The organism is Hyphomicrobium sp. (assembly GCF_041659645.1).
GTDB lineage: Bacteria > Pseudomonadota > Alphaproteobacteria > Rhizobiales > Hyphomicrobiaceae > Hyphomicrobium_B.
The window spans coordinates 15885-37073 of the sequence record NZ_JBAZXX010000001.1 but is presented as its reverse complement, the minus strand read 5'-3'; the positions used below and the strand labels follow the sequence as shown (position 1 = coordinate 37073).

Here is a 21189-nt window from a genome sequence, read left to right as displayed (position 1 = left end):
GAAACCCTCCATCAAGCGCCGAAGCACCACGCAAGAATGGCCTTCTGAGCGTGCAGACGATTTTCCGCTTCGTCGAAAATAACGGACTGCGGACCTTCGAGCACGTCCTCCGTCACCTCATGTCCGCGATAGGCTGGCAGGCAGTGCATAAAGATAGCGTTTTTTGCCGCACGGCCCATCAGCTTCGCGTCGACGGCATAGGGCGCCAGCATTTTCTTGCGCTTCGCCGCATCCGACTGGCCCATCGACACCCAGGTGTCCGTCACGACGCAATCGACGCCTTTAACGGCCCGCTCGGGATCCGTTCCGATCTCGATATCGCCTTTTTCGCGAATGCTCCACTCGACGGCTTCGTCCTCGGGGAACAGCGCCTTCGGGCACGCCAGCCGCAGTTCGAAGCCGAAGCGCACAGCCGCGTGCATCCACGAAACGGCGACGTTGTTGCCGTCACCGACCCACGCGACCGTCCGGCCCTTGATCGGCCCGAGGTGCTCCTCGAACGTCTGGATGTCGGCCATCACCTGACAGGGATGACTTTTTTCCGTCAGACCGTTGATGACCGGGATCGTCGCATATTTCGCCAGCTCCGCGAGCGTCGCGTGCGCGTTGGCGCGGATCATGATGCCGTCTGCATATCGCGACAGCACCCGCGCCGTGTCCGCGACCGACTCTCCGCGCCCGAGCTGCAGATCCGTATGATTGAGCGTCAACGCCCCGCCGCCGAGCTGGCGCATCGCGATGTCGAATGAAACACGCGTCCGCGTCGACGGCTTCTCGAAGATCATCGCCAGAACAAGATCCTCGATGCCCTTCGGCCTCAGGTCCTTGGGAACGCGTTTGCCCGCTTTCTTCATCGCGTGCGCCGCATCGATGATCCGCCGCAGCGTCTTGCTGTCGAGGTCAGAGATATCGAGGAAATGCCGGGGAGACTGTTTGGAGATCATGAATCGCGGTGCTTTCTCCAGCTCAACCGTTGAGCCGGACATCAGGATGTTTCACGAGCCACGCGAGCCAACGCGCGAGAGAGAGCGAGCAACCCTTCGGTAATGTCTTTATCGGTTGCAATGAGAGGCGGGAGAACGCGCACGCAATTGTCGCCGGCGCCGACGAGCAGAAGTTTTTCCTCGTTCGCAGCTTTCACGATCTGCGCCGGAGTGATGTGCGATTTGAGCTTTAATCCCATCAGAAGGCCCGCGCCGCGTACCTCTTCGACCGTGCCGGGATGCTGGTCCTTGAGGCCTTCGAGCCCCTGCTTCAGATACAGCGTCTTGCTCCGGACGGCTTCGAGGAAGTCCGGCTCCGAAATGATGTCGAGGACGGTCGAGGCAACGGCCATGCCAAGCGGATTGCCGCCGAACGTCGAGCCGTGCGTTCCCGGCGTCATGCCCTTCGCGGCCTCCGCCGTCGCCAGCACCGCGCCGACGGGAAATCCGCCGCCGAAACCCTTCGCGATCGCCATGACGTCCGGTGTGATACCCGCCCACTCGTGGGCAAAGAGCTTGCCGGTACGGCCCATGCCCGTCTGCACCTCGTCGAGAACGAGCAGCAGGCCATGCTTGTCGCAAAGCTCACGAACCGCCTTGAGGAAATCCACCGATGCCGGGCGGATACCGCCTTCGCCCTGGATCGGTTCGAGCATGATCGCCGCCGTCTCGGGCCCGATCGCGGCTTCGACGGCTTCAAGATCATTGAGATCGACGTGATCGAAACCATCGGCCGTCGGGCCGAAGCCTTCGAGATACTTTTCGTTGCCCGCTGCCGCGAGCGTCGCCAGCGTCCGCCCGTGGAAAGCGCCGCTAAACGCGATGATCCGCTGCCGTTGCGGTTCACCCGATACATAATGATAGCGGCGCGCGACCTTGATCGCGCCTTCGCACGCTTCTGCTCCGGAATTGCAAAAGAAGACTTTTTCCGCGAACGTCAGCCGCACCAGCTTCTCGGCAACCGTCTCCTGCCCCTCGACACGATAGAGGTTGGAGGTGTGCCAAAGCTTCTCCGCCTGGGCTTTGAGTGCGGCGACGAGTTGGGGATGTGCGTGTCCGAGAGCATTGACCGCAACGCCGGAGCCGAAATCGAGGTATCGCTCGCCCGTCTCAGCGGTCAGCCAACAGCCCTCGCCTCGAACGAAGACGATGTCTTGACGGGCATAGGTGCCCATCACGGCAGCCGAAGGACCGCCTGTGTCTGAAGCGCTACGGGGAGCTTTCCCCAGCGCAGCAGGGGAAGATGCCATGGTGCGTGGATAACCCTGAGCAGAAAATCAAAAAGCCGCCCAATTCCGGCGGCTCGATCACAACCCCTGATACCTCTCGGCGGCTTCCCTGTCAATAAAAGCTACGACTTCCGCTCCAGATGCCCGGCTGCGTAGGCGACGCTAGATGCCTATGGTTGAATCAAGTCCCGGAATGCACCGAAAACGGACATATCCCCTGCTGCGAATCGTCTGTGGCCCGGTCGCAACTTTTCCCTGTCAATACCCCCAAGTTGAAAGCTCTGGCTTGTAGGCGGGATTCAGCATGTTGTAATGTCTTCTTGTCAGGCCACGACATATGGCGGCGCCAGTCGCCTTTTCGTCGGTTGTGTATCGGCCTTGACCGCGCATTGGGTTCCCGCTTGTTGGCGGCGGCCCGCTTATGTAGCGCGTATGTTCTGCGTCTCCTCAAGTTTTTGCGTTTGTAACCGGTTGGGACCGTCGTCCTCCGCTGCGTGCCGCGTTTGATCGCGCGCGCTGGCATGGGCTCGATTTCGGCCGGGGTATTTGCGGGCACCGGGGGGTGTTCCGCCGCTATTTCGCGGCTCGAGAGGGAGCAACCGACGCATGTCTTGGACTGATGAGCGCGTGGACCTGTTAAAAAGACTCTGGTCTGAAGGACTGAGCGCCAGCCAGATCGCAGGCCGTCTCGGCAGCGTAACGCGCAACGCTGTCATCGGCAAAGTACACCGGCTCGGACTTTCCGGCCGCGCCACGACTTCGCGGATGAAGTCGCACCGCCCACGCACCCGCATGGCGAATGTGAAGCGGCCGGTCAACAAACCGCGCTTTGCACAAGTCGGTAATCCCGCCGTACGCGCTCTCTACATAGACACCGAAGCTTACGTGGCGCCTGCGGAAGAGATCGAGATTCCACTCGCCGAGCGCAAAACCATTCAGACGCTCGGCGAATGCAGCTGCCGCTGGCCGATCGGCGATCCTCAAACCGCCGAATTCCACTTCTGCGGCCGCACGAAGGTTCCGGCGCTGCCCTATTGCGAGGTGCATGCACGCCGGGCGTTCCAGCCGGTGGCTCCGCGCCGCCGCGAGCGTCCCGAGATCGAAGCACCGGTTGCGACGGCGAGCTTGCCCGCTCCCGCTATCGCCGGCTCGGGTACCAAGTAGCGACTTGACGAATACCCGCTGGCCGGCTTGGGGGGCAGGGCCGGCGGAAGAAGAGGGAAAACCAGCAGCCGCGGGGGTGACTGCTGGTTTTCCCATTTTGACAGGGTAGATTGACCATTCGGAACGCGAATTGGTCCTAGCAGAGAGCGCCATGCTACGCTGCCCTTCCATGGTTTTGGGCCCGGAGCCGCTAAATGGCGAAGAACAAGCACAAAGATAAAAAGCGCGAGCAACTCGAAGCCGAGACCGCAAGCGAGGCGATGCCGGACGACGCCGCCACCGCGATCTCAACGCGAGGCGCACCCCGCGCGGACGGAGAAGAACCCGGGCACGAGTCTTCTCTGCCGAAAGGTTTCTCGCTCGCCGATCCGAAACTACCGAAAGAAATCGAAGACGCAGCGATGCGTTCGGGCGGCTATCCCTACGACAAGCGCATCAAACGCGAGGACTACGAGGAAAAGCTTCTCGCTCTCCAAATCGAACTGATGAAGCTGCAGAAGTACAATCTCAAAATCGGCAATCGCATTCTCTGTCTCTACGAAGGCCGCGACGGGTCGGGCAAAGGCTCGTGCATCAAAGCGGTCAACGAGCACATGAACCCGCGCAACACCCGCACCGTCGCTCTCCCGAAGCCGACGGAAACCGAACGCGGTCAGCTCTACTTCCAACGTTACGCCGTGCACCTGCCGACAGCGGGCGAAATCGTCCTGTTCGATCGCTCCTGGTACAATCGCGCTGGCGTCGAGCGCGTCATGGGCTTCTGCACCGAAGATCAGCTCGCGGTTTTTCTGCGCGAAGCCCCCGAATTCGAGGGCCTGCTCGTCCGCGATGGCATCAAGCTTTTCAAATTTTATCTGACCATTGGCCGCGAAATGCAGATCGAGCGTTTCCACGACCGCGCCCAAGATCCCTTGAAGCAGTGGAAACTGTCGCCCGTTGATATGGCTGCACTCGGCCGCTACGACGACTATACCCGCGCTGAAATCGAGATGTTCCGCTTCACGCACACCGCGATTGCGCCATGGGTCGTGGTCCGCGCTAACGACCAGCGCCGGGCGCGCCTCGAAACGATCCGCCACATCCTGCTGGCCATCGACTACGAAGGCCGAGATCTCGATGCGATCGGCGTCCATGATCCGCTGATCATCGGCTCCGGGCCGGAATTTTTCCACCCCGGCATCAAGCAGCCGAAAGCCTGAGACCCAGAAAACCTCGAAAAACCGCGCCTATCGCACCAGCAGGATCGGTGCGCGCGCGACGACGGACATCCGCGACAGTTCGCGCCCGTCAGCAACGGCCGCCCCGCCGAACACCGCGATGACGAGGCTCGGCCTCATCCGCGCCACGCGCTCCGTCAGCGCTTCCGGCACCCCGAGAGTCGGACCGGCATCCTCGAAAACGACCGGGACGTGAAACTCCGCCGCCAAAAGGCGCGACTGCGCTTCGATGTCCGCATAAGCCTCGGCGGTATCGGCGCCGATAACGATATGCACCGGACCGCGCGGCCCTGACAGACGTTCCGCCGCGCGCAGCATCGACGTCAATCGCTCGCCGTCCTCGACGATGACGACGACGCGCGGCTGCTTTGCCCGTTGCTCTCCGCAGAGAAGAAACCCGGTCGCGCCGCTGACATTGGCGAGCAGAGTACCGACGACCGTATCGCTTCCCGACACCGGCATACGCGCCAGTGCCACGATGTTCCAAGGCCCTCGTTCGAGGCACATCTCCGAGATCCGGTCGACCGCATCGCCGGCGGCAAGCGTGTGATTCACCCGGACGCCATGCGCTGCCCCGACATCGTCAACGGCGCGACGGCATCGCGTCACGAGAAGTTCGAATCGTTGGTCGTAAGCCGCGAGATCCCGTCGCCCAGCCACTCCCGACGCGCCGATAACGCGGATCGGCATATCGCTTGTCAGATCGCCGCTCGCATCGGCGACGACGACCGTTTCGATCTCGGCGCCGTAGGCGGCGGCAAGCCGGACCGGCGCTTCGAGGCGAGACACAGGATAATTGGCTTCAGGATCGAGCCAGAGGACGACCCTCCCGCTCAATTCCGATGCTTCCGCGACATGCGCGATCACGGCGTGTCGCCGTCCGCGCGGCGAGAGAGCGCCTCGTTGAGATCTGCGACCCGGATCTGCGACGCCGAATGATCGGCCGCAATCGCGTCGGCCTCCTGCAGCAAATGCAGAAGCCGGATACCCGCCAACGACACCCGCCCGCCGCCACGGCGAACCGCATCCTTGTAGATGACCGGCGCCACCGCCGCGTTGATCGGTCTTAGCCCGTGATCCGCCGCAAGCCGCGCCGCGCCCTTCGCGAATTCGGCTTCGCCGAGTTCCGACATCGGCACCGTATCGGCAAGCTTCGCGACATGCGGGAAATAGCGCGAAACGCCCGGCTCGATGGCTTCGAGCTTCGACCACGATTGCGCATCAGAAACAAGAACGACCGTCGCGGCGAACGGGATGGGATCGACCTTGATGCCGACGCCCGGCGCGCTGACCGGCACGATCTGCTTGCTCCGGATTGCGGCGCTGAGCGCGAGCCATGCCGAAGGATCGGCCGCAAGTCGCCACGCCTCAACGATGACGATCCCCGATCCCGCGCGCATCAGGTGCCCCGGAAGCAGCACCGGAAGGCCGAGCGCATCGCGGCTGATCTCTCCCAATAGGTCGCTAGCCGATGTCTGCCGTGCGATGACGACTTTGGTCGGAACCGTCGGGTCGATCAGATGGATATCTTCGGAATCGAGAAAGACGACGGGCGCAAAAATCTCGGCACCCGCATGGCGCACCGCAGCCGCCAGAAAGGCCTCTTCGACGGCGTCGAGAGCCGCACCGATCGAAACGCCGTCGGCGTAGGCTCTCCGGACGGCGGCGAGCCCCGGACGCAGCGACCGCAACGCAGCTTGGCGCACGAGCGCATCGTGTTTTTCGCTCGCCTCGAATTCGGCATCGGGAAGCGTCGAAACGATCGACTGAAGCTCGTCTTCGAGAACCGTGATCTTGGCTTCGACGTTGCGCTTCAGAGCTTCCGGCAACGCCCGAAAGACATCGGACCGCACGACGCGGCCCTCATGCATCGGCGCCAGCACGTAACCGTCGAGCGATTTGACGACGGCGATATTCTGGGCTTCCGCGCGGCGACGAATGGATTCGACCGCCCTCTCGCTACGGTAACGCATGTCTTCCTCGAGAAGATCGAGGCTGATGCGATGCTCCTCGCTCTTGAGATATCGGCCGAAGGCCGCGCGAGCTTTATCGAGCGTCAAGCGCACATCGCGCCGGAAACGCGGTCCTTCGCTCGGCGGTAACGTAAAGCCCTTGGCGTGCGACGGCGCGTCGGGATCGACGACATAAATCCAATCCGCCGCCGGAGCGCGATCGACCTCGGTGCCGAGAGCTTCCGCCAGTTCGAGGCGACCCGTACCGGGCTCACCGAGGATGAGAAGATGCTCTCCGCGACCCGCTCCAAGCGCTGACCGGATCTTACCGATGGCACGCTTCTGGCCGAAGAAATGCGTCTGCTCGACCGGCTTGATCTGCACCGAATCTTTTACGGCCAAATCTTTTGTCGGCATCTCCTTCGCCGACTTCTGCTCCTTGACCTCGCGACGTTCGCCGGTCGGCGCAACGTCTGCAAGACGATCTGCAAGCCGGCTCGTCACGAGCGTCACCACATTGGTTGATGCCTCGGCGTCGGCCGTTTCGGCCGTCCCCTCGGCCACAGCCGCTCCGGCTTCTCTCGAATGAGAGATCGGCGGCGGCATTTCCGCTTCGACTGTGACCGGCGCCTCGGCCTTCTTTTCCGACCTGTTGCGCCAGAAGACCATTCGCACGTTCTCCCCCCTGGGACCTTCGACCCGTCGAACGACGTTCGGGCGACCAAGAAGCCGCCCCCGCTGCCTTCTTGTCTGCAACAGTCGCACGGTCATAATGGCGGCACCATGACCGACGGTTCGTCTTCCTCAATGAATCCTTTTCCTGCCGTCCCGATTGCGGACAAGGCTCGCGATTACGAACGCGCGAAGGCGATTCTGCGCGGTACGCAGCGCCTCCTTCGATCGCTCGATTTCGAAAGCCTGAGCGAGATCACGCTCGGCAACGGTCGCCGCGCCGACGTGCTGGCGATCCGTCGCAACGGCGAGATCTGGATTGTTGAAATCAAGTCGAGCATTGCCGACTTCCGCGCCGACCAGAAGTGGCCCGAGTACCGTGAGTATTGCGACGCGCTGTTGTTTGCCGTTGCCCCGGATTTTCCCGCCGAGATCCTTCCCGCCGATAGCGGATTGATCCTGGCGGACGCCTACGCCGGCGAACTTGTGCGACCGCCGCCGCAGCATCCGCTGGCCGCCGCTCGGCGAAAGGCACTAACGCTTTCGATTGCGCGCATAGCTTCCATGCGCCTTCACGCCCAGATTGACCCGGGCCTTACGATCGAATGAGGTCGTCGAGGACAAGAGCGCCGCGCGCTTACTTCGGAGCGCGCTTCGCCAGAATGCGTTGCAGCGTGCGGCGATGCATGTTGAGCCGCCGTGCCGTCTCGGAGACGTTGCGATTGCAAAGCTCGTAAACGCGCTGAATGTGTTCCCAGCGCACGCGATCGGCCGACATCGGATTTTCCGGCGGCGGCGCCTTGGAGTCGGTCGGCGCGAGAAGCGCATCCGTTACGTCGTCGGCATCCGCGGGCTTCGCGAGATAATCGACAGCGCCGAGCTTCACGGCCGATACGGCGGTTGCGATGTTGCCGTAGCCCGTCAGCACGATGGCGCGGGAATCCGGGCGAACTCTCGCGAGCTCCGCAATCACGTCGAGGCCGGAACCGTCCTCAAGACGCATATCGACGACAGCGAAGGCGGGCGCCTTCTCACGGATCAGATCGACGCCTTCCGCAACGGAATGGCCAAAGCGCACTTCGAAGCCGCGAAGCTCCATGGCGCGCGCCAAACGCTGCAGAAAAGACCGGTCGTCATCGATGATGACCAACGAACGGTCGGCTGGCAATTCGTCCTGCTTAAAGGACAGGTCTTCGGTAACCAAGGGAGCCTCCCGCATCACGGTTTATCCGTTAGCTTTTTTCATGACAGGCCATAATCTAATGCGGCCTAACGGGCTGCAACCCCTTAAGCAAGCAAAAAGCAACCTACAAGGTTACTTCGGCGGCGACAGTAGACAGGAAGTAGATAAGACCTTAACGGCAAATTGCCAGCTTAAGCAGCATTTAGTGGCATACCACGCCGTCCCGGCCAGGTGAAAGCCCCTGGCGGTAGTTCAAATGCCGTTCTTGGCCATGAAATCTGGACGTTAGCCCCCCGGCGCGGTGGCGCCAGGTTCGAGAACGAGACCGTCGCCCCCGATCGCTCCAGCAAAGTTTTCGCAATGAAAAGGCCGAGCCCAAGACCCGAATGGCTGTGCTCACCCTTTTCTTCGAAGCGCCGCGACGTCACGTAGGGCTCGCCGATGCTGTCCATCATCTCCGGCGCGAAGCCCGGACCGTCGTCCGTAATCGTGAAGTAGACGTGCGAGCCGTTCCACCGCGCCGAAAGTTGCACCTCCGACGCGGCGAAGCTGACCGCGTTCTCGATGAGATTGCCAAGGCCATAGATCACGCCCGGACGACGATGCGCGACCGGCTCGATCCGGACTTCGTCGTCAAGACCCGGCAGCGGACTGGCCGAAATAATGATGCGCTTGCCCGCGGCGCGGTGCGGCACCGAAGCCTCTTCAAGCAACTCGATGACGGTCAAGCTTGCGTGCATCGGATCCTGCTCGTCGGGCTTGCGCGTGAGCTTCTGCAGAATTTCACGGCAGCGGCGGGCCTGCCCGTGCAACAACTGAAGATCGTCGCGATAGGGACTGTCCTTGCCGAGCTCATACTCGAGTTCTTTGGAGACGAGCGCGATCGTCGACAAGGGCGTGCCAAGCTCGTGTGCGGCGGCAGCCGCGAGGCCGTCGAGGGCATGCAGGCGCTGTTCTCTCGCGAGCACCATGTCGGTCGCCGCCAGAGCCGCCGACATTTGCCGGGACTCTTTATTGAGCCGCCAAGTAAAGAACGCCATGAAGGCCATCGTCGAGACCAGCGCCAGAAGCGCGCCGATTTTATAGTCGCGTGGCAAGTCGAGCCGTATGCCCGCGTACCAGGGTAGGGGATAGTGATGACTTATGAGCAGCAACCCAGCCGCAATCACCATGCCGCCTAAAAAGAACGTATAGCGAGGCGGCAGCGTCGCCGACGCAACCGTGATCGGCGCGACCAAGAGAACCGAAAACGGATTCTGAATGCCGCCCGTCAGATACAAGAGACCGGCAAGCTGCAGCACATCGTAAACGAGAAGCGAGAACGCGAACTGCGTCGTCAGGCGGTGACGCGCCGGGTAGCGGATGGACAGAAACACATTCAGCCACGCCGATATCGCGATCAGAACGAGACAACTGCCAATGTTGAGCGGAAATCCGTAAAGCAGCGTGACCGCCGCGATGGCCGCGAGCTGACCGAGAACCGCCGTCCAGCGAAGTCGCACGCTCGTCACCAAGCGGAGTTGGCTCTCCCGATCGTTGACAATGCCCTTCAGCAGCGGCGCCGACTGCGGCCCATCCATTGACGTGCTCATGAACGAAACAATCCAATCTCGAATGTCGTGACTTCAGGTCGCACAGTCGTCACGCTTGCGCTCGCGCTATGAACTGACTTCAGAATATTTAGCATTGCCGGAAGAGCGATTGTACCCCATTTGAGGGCCACTCCGTCTCTCCCGGATCAGGCTCGGCCAAACGGGAAACCACACAGGCCCAGCGAAGAATACCCGGCAGAAGGATGAGCGCGATGCATGCCGCAACATCTTCTCGCCGCCATCGCGTTCATAGAGAGCCATGAAAATGAGGGCCAGGATGCCGACGTACAGCGTGCTAATCCTGATGGCCATATCACGTCCTTCGCTTGCGGAGCACGAGGGCCACTCCTCAACATTAATCCGCGAGGTGCTATCGGCACCGGAAAACTTTTTTAGCCAATGGCAAACGGAGACTTCAAGCACATGAATCGCACAACGCTAGCTCTCGCGTTTGCCGGTCTTCTAACCGGCGTCGCCCTGGGATTTGTGGCGCTCAAAGGTCCGAGCCCGTCCGTCGATGGACAAGCGACGGTAACCGGCAGACCCATGGTCGGCGGTCCGTTCAGTTTGATCGACAATACCGGCAAGCGGGTCACCGACAAGGATTACCTTGGCCGCTACATGCTGGTGTTCTTCGGATACACCAATTGCCCCGACATCTGCCCCGCGGGCCTGCAAGTGATGTCGGCGGCGCTCGATAAACTCGGCAAACGCGTCGACGACGTCGTGCCGATCTTCATTACACTCGACCCCGCCCAGGACACGCCCGAGAAGATGGCGACCTATGTTAAAGCGTTCAGTCCGCGGCTCGTTGGACTAACGGGAAGCGAAAGCGAAATAGCGGCGACAGCGAAGGCTTATCGCGTCTATTATCAGAAGGTTCCCGACGACAAGGATCCCAAGAGCTACACCATCGATCACTCTGCGATCTTTTATTTGATGGCAAAAGATGGAACATTGCTCGCACCGATCCCTCACACCAATGATGTCGATCAGCTCGCCGCGGCTTTAGAGAGAGCGCTTTCTTAGTGATCAAGCGGCGATTCGTTCCTGAGACCGACGGGCCACACATTCACACGCGGGAACATCCGTGTGACATTGCAACTGGAGCGACGACGCGAACCTTGATAGGTCATTTTAGTGCTGTATTGATCCAGCAAAGGCGATCAGCACTTCGTTGCATCACTTGGATGCGCGTCGGCTTTTGGGGGCAGAGCGCATGATGATCATGAATGGACGACGCGCCATAGACTTGAGTTCAAAGACGCGATCAGTCCGCATTGAAGACATCGGCGCACAGTTGGAAGTGCGTCGCCATCCCGGTGCGCGGCGCTTGACGCTTCGCGTGAGCCGCACGCGCCGTGCAGTCATCGTCACGCTTCCTGTTCAGTGCGATCTCGACGAAGCGGGCAGCTTCCTCAATCGCCACATGGACTGGGTGCGTGCACGTCTCGACAGCTTGCCAAACCACATCCCCTTCGAAGACTCCGCCTCGATGCCGCTGCGTGGCGTCCCGCACACGATCTCGTTCACGGGCAGCACGCGCTCACGCCTGATCTCGATCGACAAGCGTCCTCAGCGCACCGCGATCATTGTGCCCGGCGATAAAGACCTCGCGGCGAAACGCTTGACGCGGTGGCTGCTTGAAGAAGCCAAACGCGATCTGACCGTGAGCGTCGAGAAATTCGCGCGCCCGCTGTCTCTGCAAGCGAAGCGCATCGCCGTCCGCGACCAGACCAGCCGCTGGGGTTCCTGCTCGACGACCGGCGGACTGTCGTTCTCGTGGCGCCTGATCCTCGCACCGTCATTCGTACTCGACTATGTCGCGGCGCACGAAGTCGCCCATCTCGTCGAAATGAACCACGGTCCGCGTTTCTGGGCTCTCGTCAAAAAGATCTGCCCGGAATTCGAAAGCGCCAAGGAATGGCTGCAGGTCCTTGGACCCGATCTTCATCGTTACGGTCCTGCGCGCGGAAACTGACCGCGCCTTACCACCAAGTGCTGAACGGAAATTTCCCGCTTTGCGCCGTCGACGCGTCCGGCGCAACGGCAGGCGTCGCGGGCCCTCCATCGCCGCCCTGCGTCGTTGCCAGCGCCTTGTCGATGAAATCTTCTCCGATACTGTCGACCGGATGCACCGCGTGTGGCGTGAGCGTCGCCACAGCATCCGCTGAGAAACGCGGCGGTTCGGATCCCGGCGCGCGTTGCGAAGACAGCGGCTCATTGGCTTCAACGACACGCGGCAACCGGTTCGCGAGCCCACCCCACATCGCGGCTTCCGTCTGCGGATTAGCAACGACCGTTCCCGGCAGCAGCAGCGGTTGCAACCCTTCGTGCGCCGCCCGCATGACCTGCCGCCAGATCTCGGCAGGAAGACTGCCGCCGGTCGCGCGATTCATAGGCTTACCGCTATCGTTCCCAACCCAGACACCGGCCGCGAGCTGCGCCGTGTACCCCATGAACCAAGCATCGCGGAAATCTTGCGTCGTGCCGGTTTTGCCCGCCGCCGGACGATCTGAAAGCGCCGCCCGTCGCCCCGTGCCGTAGTCGATGGCGGCGTTCAAGATATCATTCAAAGCGCCGATCCGCGCCGCCTCGGCAATAGGCTCGGCGTTCGTCGGCGGTTTGTATTGAAAGAGAACGCGCCCACTGCCCGTCGTGATCCGCGTAATGACGTGCGGCGTCACGGTGTAGCCGCCGTTCGAAAACGCCGCGTAGGCGCCCGCCATTTCGATCAGCGTTACCTCCGACGTTCCGAGCGCGAGCGACGGACCGTCGTGCAAGTCCGATTTGATGCCGAGCCGCCCCGCGAGGTCGGCGGCCGTGCCGCGTCCGATATCCTGGTTGAGACGCACCGCGACGGTGTTGATCGACTGCGCAATCGCGCGCCGCATCGCAATCGGCCCCGCATATTGGCCGTTGTCGTTTTTCGGCGACCATCCCCCGATGGTGATCGGCGCATCGTCGATGATCGTGTCCGGGGTCATGCCCTTGTTCAACGCCGCAAGATAGATAATCGGCTTGAATGCCGATCCGGGCTGGCGCTTTCCCCTGATGACGCGATTGAACTGGCTCTCGGCATAGTCGCGGCCGCCGACCATCACGCGGACGCCGCCGCTCCCGTCGAGCACGGTCAGTGCGGCCTGGCTCGCGCCGAGCGCGTCACCCTTCTGCGCGAGGGTTTCAGTTACGATGTCTTGCGCGCGCCGTTGCAGTCCCTTGTCGACAGTCGTCTCGACAATGAGATCGGACTGATCCTCTCCGCCGATAGCAGACGGCAGCTGATCGAGCACGTAATCGACGACATATCCTGCTTCCGCCGATGTTCTCGCGACCTTCTGCTCGTTGAAGACCAGCGTCTGCGCCAGCGCTTGCGTTTCTTGCGTTTCCGAGATGAACCCAGCTTCAAACATCTTCGTAATGACGATGCGGGCACGCGCGCGAGCAGCTCCCGGACTTGCAGCCGGCGAATATTTCGACGGCGCTTTCAGAAGCCCCGCGATGAGCGCGGCCTCTGGTATCGTCAGCTCGCTCGCCGGCTTATCGAAATACCTCTGGCTCGCAGCTTCGACGCCATACGCGCCCCCGCCGAAATAGACTTGGTTCAGATAGAGTTCGAGGATCTCCGGCTTGGTCAGCCGAATTTCGAGCCAAAACGCCAGACCGAGTTCCGCGATCTTGCGCGACAGCGTTCGGTCCTGCGTCAGAAACAGGTTCTTCGCGAGCTGCTGCGTCAGCGTCGAGCCGCCCTGTGCGAAGCGCCCCGCTCGAAGGTTCGCGAACATCGCCCGGATCATACCGGCGGGATCGATCCCATAGTGGTCGAAAAATCGCCGGTCTTCCGTTGCGACGACCGCCGCCGGCAGCGCCTTGGCGATTTTATCGAGCGAGATGTAGTCGTGCGGCGCGCCACGCTCCGCCAGAGTTGAGCCATCGCGCGCTAAAATTCGAATGAGCGGCGCGTGCGCTGAATTCCGAAGCGCGAGGGGGTCGGGAAAAACGACCGTGTAATAGACCATCAAGACGGCGAAGGTCAGCGACGTGATGCCGGTTCCGAGAACCGCTCCGCCCAACGCCACACGATATCTGAGTTTCAAATTGCTGAATCGTTTCGGCTTCGCTGCCGCGATCGCCTGTGCACTCTCAGCGCCGCCCGCAGTGCTGTCAGCGCCGAACGCCTGCACAGCGACGGATTGAAACGACGCCGGGAGCGTCGGAGTTGGCGTCAGCGGATGCGTCGACGGGCGCTTACGGCGCGGTCCAAGCAAAATTCTGCGGACCAGCCACAATGCAAAACGCAGAGCTGCAGCGATGGCGCGCAACACCGTCAAACCCTCGAAAGCAGAGTCCCCTCCCCGCCGCCACGTCGGCAACCCAGATCTGAAGCAGGACAATCTTTGATACTGTTATCGAGCGTTGGCTAAGGCCGCGTTAAGTTCGCATCGTGCCTTACGCGGCGTCGCAGCACCAAGTTGTAGGCACGCGAAATTTCCGTATGCGGAAGAGCGAGCGAAATGCCCTGTGGCGCTCGCCGATTGGGGCCGTCATACTTGAACGAATTCTTAAGGAGAGGTGATGTCGGCCGCAGGCGATCTGGCAAGCTACAAGGATGCACTTCTGGTTCTTGGTACCGCGGGCGTCGTCGTTCCGCTGCTGCATCGGTTCGGCGTCAGCACCGTTCTGGCTTTCCTCCTCTCCGGCGCATTCTTAAGTCCCGGCGGCCTCGGCGCCCTGACGTCGTTCGTTCCTCAAATTTCGTATCTCACGATCACAGATCCGGAACGCCTTTCGAAGTTTGCCGAATGGGGTGTGGTCTTCCTGCTGTTCATCATCGGGCTCGAACTTTCCTTCGAGCGCCTGTCGACGATGCGCCGCTTGGTCTTTGGCCTCGGCGCGTCGCAAGTCGTCGTCTCGGCGGTCCTGATAGGATTGGTTGCCTATGCGTTTGGACAACCGCCCGTTATCGCGCTCGTCATCGGCGCCGCCCTTTGCCTGTCATCGACGGCAATCGTCATCGAAATGCTGGCGGGCCAGAAGCGGCTTTCCACGTCCGTCGGACGAACCAGCTTCTCGATCCTGTTGTTCCAGGATCTGGCCGTCGTGCCGATCCTGATCCTGATCGGCATTCTCGAACCCGGCGCAAAAGGCTCCCTGCTGACCGGCATCCTGACCGCCGTCATCCAGGCTGTCGCCGCCCTCGTCGCGATTGTCGGCGTCGGCCGCTACGTGCTCCAACCGCTGTTCCGCGTCGTCGCCCAAACCCACAACGAAGATCTCTTCATTGCGACGACTCTGTTCGTCGCCGTCAGCACCGCTTTCGTCACCGCCGCGGCTGGCCTCTCGTTGGCTCTCGGCGCCTTCGTCGCCGGATTGCTAATCGCGGAGACGGAATATCGCCGCGCGGTTCAAACGACCGTCGAACCTATCAAGTCGCTTCTTCTGGGAGTCTTTTTCTTCTCGGTCGGCTCGCAGCTCGATTTGAAATCTCTCGTGTCGGGTCCGGTCGCCATTCTCGCCACCACAGTCGGCCTGCTCGGAATTCAGCTCGCTGTCATCTATGGCCTGTCGCGCCTGTTCGGCGTCGCGCGAGGCGCCGCGATAGAAACCGCTGCGCTGCTTGCGCCCGGCGGCGAGTTCGCCTTCGTGATCCTGACGCTCGCGCTCGATTCCCACCTCGTGAGCCGCGAACTGACGAGCATCCTTCTAACGTCCGTATCGCTAACGATGGCGCTCATCCCGGCCTGCGCCAAGGCCGGACGCTGGCTCGCCAAACGCAATGCGCCCCCGGCAACGGTCGATCCGGCCCTTACCGCTTCGCCCGCAAGCGAAAGCAACGTCAAGGCGCTCGTGGTGGGTTACGGCCGTGTCGGTCAGTTGATCGGAGACCTGCTGGCAGAACACCATATCCGCTATATCGCGGTCGATCGCGCGCCAGGCCTCGTCGCCAACGCCCGCCGCGAAAACAAGCCCGTCTACTACGGCGACGTCCGCAACGTCGAATTCCTCGAACATTGCGGCCTCGACACGGCGAAGGCCGCGATCATCACGATCCACACGCAGTCCGAGATCGACGCCATCGTGAAGGCGTTGCGCTCCCGCCACCCGAATCTCGTCATCGTCGCACGCGCCAAGGACGCCGCGCACGCGCGTCACCTCTACGATATCGGCGTCAACGACGCGGTGCCCGAAACGATCGAAGCAAGCCTGCAACTTTCGGAATCGGCGCTTGTCGGCCTCGGCGTACCGACCGGCCTCGTCATCGCATCCATCCACGAGAAGCGCGATGTCTTCCGCGCCGAGCTGCAAGGCGCCGCCAAGAAGGCCGGCACCGAAACACACGCTCTTCCCAGCCGCAAGCGCGTCTGATCGCTCCCGCCGATTGCGGAGAGCACTTGCGGCGGAACCAGTCGATCCCACATCACGTTTGCTGTTTGAAGCAACGATTAGGATCGCAGTCGAATGTCGTCGGTGTTTGAGCGAATGCGGCAAGTCCGCAACGGATCGGCTTCCGCGAGCTCTCTTCCGCCGGGTGAGTTCGAGGACAGCTTCGCCCGCGTCGAAATGCTCGCCAAGGCACTCGACAGCGCCATCCGCATTCCGGGCACGAACGTGGTGATGGGCATCGATGCCGTTCTCGGGCTCGTGCCTGTCATCGGTGACGCGATCTCCGCCATGATCGCGAGCTACATCATCTGGGAAGCCCGCCGCCTCGGCGCGCCGCGCTGGCTGATCGCCCGCATGGCCATGAACACAACGCTCGATACAATTGTCGGCAGCATCCCCGTCGTCGGTGACGTGTTCGACGTCGCCTACAAATCGAACCTCAAGAACGTCGCGCTACTGAAACGCCACGCCGAGAAAAACGGCGCTCGCTACGGCCGCCGCACGATCGAAACGACGTATTCGGTCGTCGGCTAACAGGCTCCCAGTGTCATCTCGATAAGAAAATGGCCACCCCTGAAAGGCGGCCATAACATTGCGAACGGGTTAGAAAGCGCCTGCGTCAAACATCCAGGTTCGACACGTTGAGCGCGTTTTCTTGGATGAACTCACGGCGCGGCTCAACGACGTCGCCCATCAGCTTCGCGAAAATCTCGTCAGCTTCCGCGAGATCGCCGACCTTGACCTGCAGCAGTGTGCGGACATCCGGATCGAGCGTCGTTTCCCAAAGCTGCTCGGGATTCATCTCGCCCAGACCTTTATAGCGCTGCAGATCGAGCCCCTTGCGGCCCGTCTCGTAGACAGCGTCGAGCAGCGATCGCGGCCCCGTGACGATGTCCGTCTTATCTTTTCGCTTCAGTTTCCCCGGCGTGTCGTAGATCTCGACGAGATGCGCATGCCGCTCGTTCAAGCGCCGGGCATCCAGCGAGCCGAGCAGCGCTCGGTCGAGAACGTGAACTTCCGTGACGCCGCGAAGCTCACGCTTGAACACGTAGCCATCGTTGCCGTAGCGGCCTTCCCACCCGGTTTCCATCTCCTCGGAAATGGAATCGAGGCGCTTCGCAATCCGCTCCGCGATCGCATTGGACCTATCCGCCGACGGTGTCGCCAGGATCGAAGCGTCCAACGCGCCCCCAATGGCGCCCTGCTCGACGACATTGCGGTTGTAGCGAGAATGCAGGCCATTGATGCCGCCCGCGATCTGCCGAGCCTGCTCGACGATGTCGCGAAGATCGCGCCCGGCCCTCTCTGTACCGTCGCCCGCGACGAGAACCGCGTCCGCAAGACCCTGATCGATGAGGTAATCCTCAAGCGCCCGCTCATCTTTCAGGTAGGAATGCGATTTGCCCTTCGCGACTTTGTAGAGCGGCGGCTGCGCAATATAGACGTGTCCCTTCTCGACGAGTTCCGGCATCTGCCGGTAGAAGAACGTCAATAGCAGCGTGCGAATGTGCGCACCGTCGACGTCGGCGTCGGTCATGATGATGACCTTGTGGTAGCGAAGCTTGTCGAGCTTGAACTCATCGCGGCCGATGCCCGTGCCCAGCGCCGCGATAATATTTGTCACCTGCTCGGACGACAGCATCTTGTCGGTGCGCGCTCGCTCGACGTTCAAAATTTTACCTCGGATCGGCAGCACCGCTTGAAACTCGCGCTTGCGGCCTTGCTTCGCCGAACCGCCAGCCGAGTCACCCTCGACGATGAAGACTTCGGTCTTCGACGCATCGCGATCCTGACATTCGGCAAGCCCGCCCGGCAGACGCAGTCCGTCGAGCGCGCCTTTGCGGCGCGTCAGATCGCGCGCCTTGCGAGCAGCTTCACGCGCCAGCGCCGCCTCGACGATCTTGCCGACGATGACCTTCGCTTCTTTCGGATGTTCTTCGAACCACGCGCCAAGTTGATCGCCGACCGCCGACTCGACAACCGGCTTCACTTCCGACGAAACGAGCTTGTCCTTCGTCTGCGACGAAAACTTCGGGTCCGGCACTTTCACCGACAGCACGCACGTCAAACCTTCGCGCGCGTCGTCGCCCGATAGCGCGACCTTCTCCTTTTTCGCGATGCCGGATTCTTCCGCATACTTATTGACGATACGCGTCAGCGCCCCGCGGAAGCCCGCGAGATGCGTGCCGCCGTCGCGCTGCGGAATGTTGTTCGTGAAGCAGAGCACCGTCTCGTGGTAGCTGTCGTTCCACCACAGCGCCGCCTCGACGGTGATGCCGTCCTTCTCGCCGAAAATCATGATCGGGTCGGCCAGCGCCGAAGACTTCGAGCGATCGAGATAGCGCACGAACGCCGCCGTGCCGCCATCGTAGATGAATTCCTGCCGTTTGATGTCGGCATGGCGCGCGTCGGTCAGGGCGATTTTGGCGCCGGAGTTCAGAAACGCGAGTTCGCGCAGACGATGCTCAAGCGTCCCGAAGTCGAACTCGATGACGTTGTGAAACGTCTCCGTGCTCGGCAGGAACGTGACTTCCGTTCCGCGTTGTCCGTCCGCATCGCCGACGACCTTCAGCGGCGCGACGGCATTGCCGTTGCGAAACTCGATGAGGTGCTCTTTGCCTTCGCGCCAGATCCGGCACTTGAGCCAAGCCGACAACGCATTGACGACCGACACGCCGACGCCGTGCAAACCGCCGGAAACCTTGTAGGAATTCTGATCGAACTTGCCGCCCGCATGCAGCTCCGTGAACACGATCTCGGCCGCCGAACGCTTCGGCACCTGATCGTCGTCCTTCTTGATGCCGGTCGGGATGCCGCGCCCGTCGTCACGCACCGTGCACGAGCCATCGGGGTTGAGCGTCACCTCGCACATCTTCGCGTGACCGGCGAGAACCTCGTCGATGCCGTTGTCGACAACCTCGTAGATCATGTGATGGAGACCCGAGCCGTCGTCGGTGTCGCCGATGTACATGCCGGGGCGTTTGCGAACCGCATCCAACCCCTTCAGCATCTTGATGCTGTCTTCGCCGTAGTCGTCGGCCTCGGGGTTTTTCTTGAGCGGTTGAGCGGTCATTTCTTGGCTTTCTCAGTAGGCGGAAATTCGATCTTTTTCTATATCACAAATCGGCTCGGAAAGCCGCAAGAAATCGACAGAATTTGACGCCAAAAAGTCTTTGTTTTTCAGTATTTTGGATGTGGCCGTTTGTCCCTCTTGAACGACTCACGAAAGGGCTTCGATCTTTCCCTCGTTCACACCCCAGAATCGGGCCTTTCCGGCAAGCGCGGAGAAGGCCTCCGCGTCCGTCCCGGTCATCCACGCTTGCGCGCCGATCCGCAGGATTTCTTCAAACAGAGCCGCCCGCCGGTGGACGTCGAGATGCGCCGTGATTTCATCGAGCAGAAGGATCGGCGCCGCCCCTTCCTGCCGCTCCGTCAGAAGCTCGGCATGGGCGAGAACGAGGCCGAGAAGCAGCGCCTTCTGTTCCCCGGTCGACGAATGCCGCGCTTCGACCGCCTTAGGACCGTGCTCGACGATGAGATCGGAACGATGCGGCCCGTCGAGGGTGCGGCCCGCCCCGCGGTCGCGCTCGCGCGTCTCCCGCAATGTCGTCGCATACAGATCTTCGGCCTCAACCGCTGACAGCCGGTTGAGGTCGTCTTCGATCGTGCCTTCAAGGCGGAACGCCGACCAAGGAAACGCCGAGTTCGGATCGCGCTCGCGCCGCTTCTCGACGATTGATCTCATCGCCGCGACCGCTTCGAGCCGCGCCGCTGCGACCGCAATGCCCGTTTCCGCCATCACCTGCTCGAAGCCCGAAAGCTGCGCGTTGTCGCGCACGCCGTCGGCAAGCAGCCGGTTACGGCTCGTCATGGCGCGCTCGAACCGCCCCGCGATGGTTCGATAGCCATGATCGAAACACAGGATCAGGCGATCGAGAAAACGCCTCCGCTCGGACGCCGGTCCTGTGAAAAGCCCGTCCATCGCCGGCGTCACCCAGACGATTTCAAGATAGTCGGCGAGAATGCCGGAGCCCGTTTGCGCCGTGCCGTCGATCCGGACGATGCGGCCAGAGCGTTCCGAGCGCTCGGATCGTTCGCCCCGCTCGCTATTCGCGCGCGCGCCGGGCGCCAACCCCGTGCCGAGATCGGCCGGTCCCGCGAGCGTATGCGCCCGCGCCGCAACCGCGAACCCGCCGTCGCCCGCCGCGCGCGCCAGATCGACGAACGGCACGCGCCGAAGCCCTTGCCCCGGCGACAGCAACGACAGCGCTTCAAGGAGATTGGTCTTGCCCAAACCGTTGGCGCCAACGATCACCTGCGGGCCGGCATCGGTCTGAATGCTCGCCGACTCGTAGCTTCGAAAGTTCGTCAGCGCCAGCCGCTCTACCCAGAGTGCGTTTACTCGAACGCTGTATGCGGTCACTTCGTACCAGCCGGCGCAATTTCCCCTCCCCCTTGCGGGGAGGGGTCAGGGGTGGGGGTTACCTCACATCCGAGTCCGTCAAGAACACCGACGATCATATCCATCACACCGTCGGCATTCGTCACGACGTCGTCATTGCTAAATCGGATGACCATAAAACCCTGGCTCTCAAGATACCTTTGGCGCCGGGAGTCGCTCGCAATCTCTTCATCGGTGCCGTGTGTCGCACCATCGACTTCTATGATGAGCCGATGCGACAGGCAGGCGAAATCGACAATGAAATGATCGATCGGCACCTGCCTGCGAAATTTTTGTCCCGAGACTTTCAATATCCCTAACCGATGTCAGAGTCTGCGCTCGGCCGAGGTGGCATTCTTGCGAAGCTCACGG

At 61.7% G+C, this 21189-nt stretch carries 17 protein-coding genes; 7 read left to right on the top strand and 10 right to left on the bottom strand.

The genetic code is table 11. The features are described from left to right. Positions 1–11: 11 nt before the first annotated feature. On the bottom strand, positions 12–944 hold the full coding sequence (gene argF, locus WC811_RS00175) for an ornithine carbamoyltransferase (protein WP_372639649.1): 933 nt from the start codon (positions 942–944) through the stop codon (positions 12–14). A gap of 41 nt (positions 945–985) precedes the next feature. Further along, entirely contained in the window at positions 986–2158 is a 1173-nt protein-coding gene (locus WC811_RS00170; RefSeq protein WP_372641710.1) for an aspartate aminotransferase family protein, read from the bottom strand. Positions 2159–2818: 660 nt separating this feature from the next. On the opposite strand from WC811_RS00170, the gene WC811_RS00165 reads away from it, so the two are divergent. Together WC811_RS00165 and ppk2 are read left to right on the top strand one after the other, a co-directional pair. Continuing rightward, complete coding sequence (locus WC811_RS00165; RefSeq protein ID WP_372639647.1) at positions 2819–3376, top strand: GcrA family cell cycle regulator; 558 nt, start codon at positions 2819–2821, stop codon at positions 3374–3376. A 260-nt stretch (positions 3377–3636) separates the two neighbouring features. Next, on the top strand, positions 3637–4575 hold the full coding sequence (gene ppk2, locus WC811_RS00160) for a polyphosphate kinase 2 (protein ID WP_372641708.1): 939 nt from the start codon (positions 3637–3639) through the stop codon (positions 4573–4575). Between the two features lie 27 nt (positions 4576–4602). Here the strand turns inward: ppk2 and WC811_RS00155 are convergent, their stop codons facing one another. Then, a complete protein-coding gene (locus WC811_RS00155) occupies positions 4603–5460 on the bottom strand; it encodes a hypothetical protein (protein ID WP_372639645.1) in 858 nt (285 codons plus the stop codon). After that, entirely contained in the window at positions 5457–7214 is a 1758-nt protein-coding gene (locus tag WC811_RS00150) for an AAA family ATPase (protein ID WP_372639643.1), read from the bottom strand. The genes WC811_RS00155 and WC811_RS00150 overlap by 4 nt, the downstream gene beginning before the upstream one ends. Before the next feature lie 114 nt (positions 7215–7328). Here WC811_RS00150 and WC811_RS00145 point away from each other — a divergent pair, with 114 nt between their 5' ends. Beyond that, on the top strand, positions 7329–7826 hold the full coding sequence (locus tag WC811_RS00145) for an MmcB family DNA repair protein (protein WP_372639641.1): 498 nt from the start codon (positions 7329–7331) through the stop codon (positions 7824–7826). Positions 7827–7854: 28 nt separating this feature from the next. Here the strand turns inward: WC811_RS00145 and WC811_RS00140 are convergent, their stop codons facing one another. Continuing rightward, positions 7855–8436 carry an ActR/PrrA/RegA family redox response regulator transcription factor gene (locus WC811_RS00140; RefSeq protein WP_372639639.1) on the bottom strand — a complete coding sequence of 194 codons (582 nt, stop codon included), beginning with the start codon at positions 8434–8436 and terminating at the stop codon, positions 7855–7857. A 155-nt stretch (positions 8437–8591) separates the two neighbouring features. After that, positions 8592–9992, bottom strand: a complete 1401-nt coding sequence (locus WC811_RS00135; RefSeq protein WP_372639637.1) for an ActS/PrrB/RegB family redox-sensitive histidine kinase — start codon at positions 9990–9992, stop codon at positions 8592–8594. Between the two features lie 423 nt (positions 9993–10415). Here WC811_RS00135 and WC811_RS00130 point away from each other — a divergent pair, with 423 nt between their 5' ends. Continuing rightward, complete coding sequence (locus WC811_RS00130; RefSeq protein WP_372639635.1) at positions 10416–11021, top strand: SCO family protein; 606 nt, start codon at positions 10416–10418, stop codon at positions 11019–11021. 190 nt (positions 11022–11211) lie between these two features. Further along, the gene (locus WC811_RS00125) at positions 11212–11973 is read left to right on the top strand and encodes a M48 family metallopeptidase (protein ID WP_372639633.1); all 762 of its coding nucleotides are present in this window, start codon (positions 11212–11214) and stop codon (positions 11971–11973) included. A 7-nt stretch (positions 11974–11980) separates the two neighbouring features. Here WC811_RS00125 and WC811_RS00120 read toward each other — a convergent pair whose 3' ends face one another. Then, positions 11981–14317: a transglycosylase domain-containing protein gene (locus tag WC811_RS00120; RefSeq protein WP_372639631.1), complete on the bottom strand. Its 2337-nt coding sequence runs from the start codon at positions 14315–14317 to the stop codon at positions 11981–11983. A 250-nt stretch (positions 14318–14567) separates the two neighbouring features. Here WC811_RS00120 and WC811_RS00115 point away from each other — a divergent pair, with 250 nt between their 5' ends. Then, positions 14568–16358: a cation:proton antiporter gene (locus WC811_RS00115; protein ID WP_372639629.1), complete on the top strand. Its 1791-nt coding sequence runs from the start codon at positions 14568–14570 to the stop codon at positions 16356–16358. A gap of 93 nt (positions 16359–16451) precedes the next feature. Continuing rightward, complete coding sequence (locus WC811_RS00110) at positions 16452–16910, top strand: DUF4112 domain-containing protein (RefSeq protein ID WP_372639626.1); 459 nt, start codon at positions 16452–16454, stop codon at positions 16908–16910. An 85-nt stretch (positions 16911–16995) separates the two neighbouring features. Here WC811_RS00110 and gyrB read toward each other — a convergent pair whose 3' ends face one another. The 3 genes from gyrB to WC811_RS00095 form a co-directional block, all read right to left on the bottom strand. Then, a complete protein-coding gene (gene gyrB / locus WC811_RS00105) occupies positions 16996–19449 on the bottom strand; it encodes a DNA topoisomerase (ATP-hydrolyzing) subunit B (RefSeq protein WP_372639624.1) in 2454 nt (817 codons plus the stop codon). Positions 19450–19596: 147 nt separating this feature from the next. Next, complete coding sequence (recF, locus tag WC811_RS00100; RefSeq protein WP_372639622.1) at positions 19597–20799, bottom strand: DNA replication/repair protein RecF; 1203 nt, start codon at positions 20797–20799, stop codon at positions 19597–19599. Continuing rightward, positions 20796–21128, bottom strand: coding sequence for an endonuclease domain-containing protein (locus WC811_RS00095; RefSeq protein WP_372639620.1), 333 nt, complete (start codon positions 21126–21128; stop codon positions 20796–20798). Before WC811_RS00095 ends, recF begins: the two co-directional genes overlap by 4 nt. Positions 21129–21189: the final 61 nt, after the last annotated feature.

What these genes read in the sequence shown, in the direction of transcription:
- argF (WP_372639649.1), bottom strand. Translation starts at nt 944, where the DNA reads ATGATCTCCAAACAGTCTCCCCGGCATTTCCTCGATATCTCTGACCTC.
- WC811_RS00170 (WP_372641710.1), bottom strand. Translation starts at nt 2,158, where the DNA reads ATGGGCACCTATGCCCGTCAAGACATCGTCTTCGTTCGAGGCGAGGGC.
- WC811_RS00165 (WP_372639647.1), top strand. Translation starts at nt 2,819, where the DNA reads ATGTCTTGGACTGATGAGCGCGTGGACCTGTTAAAAAGACTCTGGTCT.
- ppk2 (WP_372641708.1), top strand. Translation starts at nt 3,637, where the DNA reads ATGCCGGACGACGCCGCCACCGCGATCTCAACGCGAGGCGCACCCCGC.
- WC811_RS00150 (WP_372639643.1), bottom strand. Translation starts at nt 7,214, where the DNA reads ATGGTCTTCTGGCGCAACAGGTCGGAAAAGAAGGCCGAGGCGCCGGTC.
- WC811_RS00145 (WP_372639641.1), top strand. Translation starts at nt 7,329, where the DNA reads ATGACCGACGGTTCGTCTTCCTCAATGAATCCTTTTCCTGCCGTCCCG.
- WC811_RS00140 (WP_372639639.1), bottom strand. Translation starts at nt 8,436, where the DNA reads ATGCGGGAGGCTCCCTTGGTTACCGAAGACCTGTCCTTTAAGCAGGAC.
- WC811_RS00135 (WP_372639637.1), bottom strand. Translation starts at nt 9,992, where the DNA reads ATGAGCACGTCAATGGATGGGCCGCAGTCGGCGCCGCTGCTGAAGGGC.
- WC811_RS00130 (WP_372639635.1), top strand. Translation starts at nt 10,416, where the DNA reads ATGAATCGCACAACGCTAGCTCTCGCGTTTGCCGGTCTTCTAACCGGC.
- WC811_RS00125 (WP_372639633.1), top strand. Translation starts at nt 11,212, where the DNA reads ATGATGATCATGAATGGACGACGCGCCATAGACTTGAGTTCAAAGACG.
- WC811_RS00115 (WP_372639629.1), top strand. Translation starts at nt 14,568, where the DNA reads ATGTCGGCCGCAGGCGATCTGGCAAGCTACAAGGATGCACTTCTGGTT.
- WC811_RS00110 (WP_372639626.1), top strand. Translation starts at nt 16,452, where the DNA reads ATGTCGTCGGTGTTTGAGCGAATGCGGCAAGTCCGCAACGGATCGGCT.
- gyrB (WP_372639624.1), bottom strand. Translation starts at nt 19,449, where the DNA reads ATGACCGCTCAACCGCTCAAGAAAAACCCCGAGGCCGACGACTACGGC.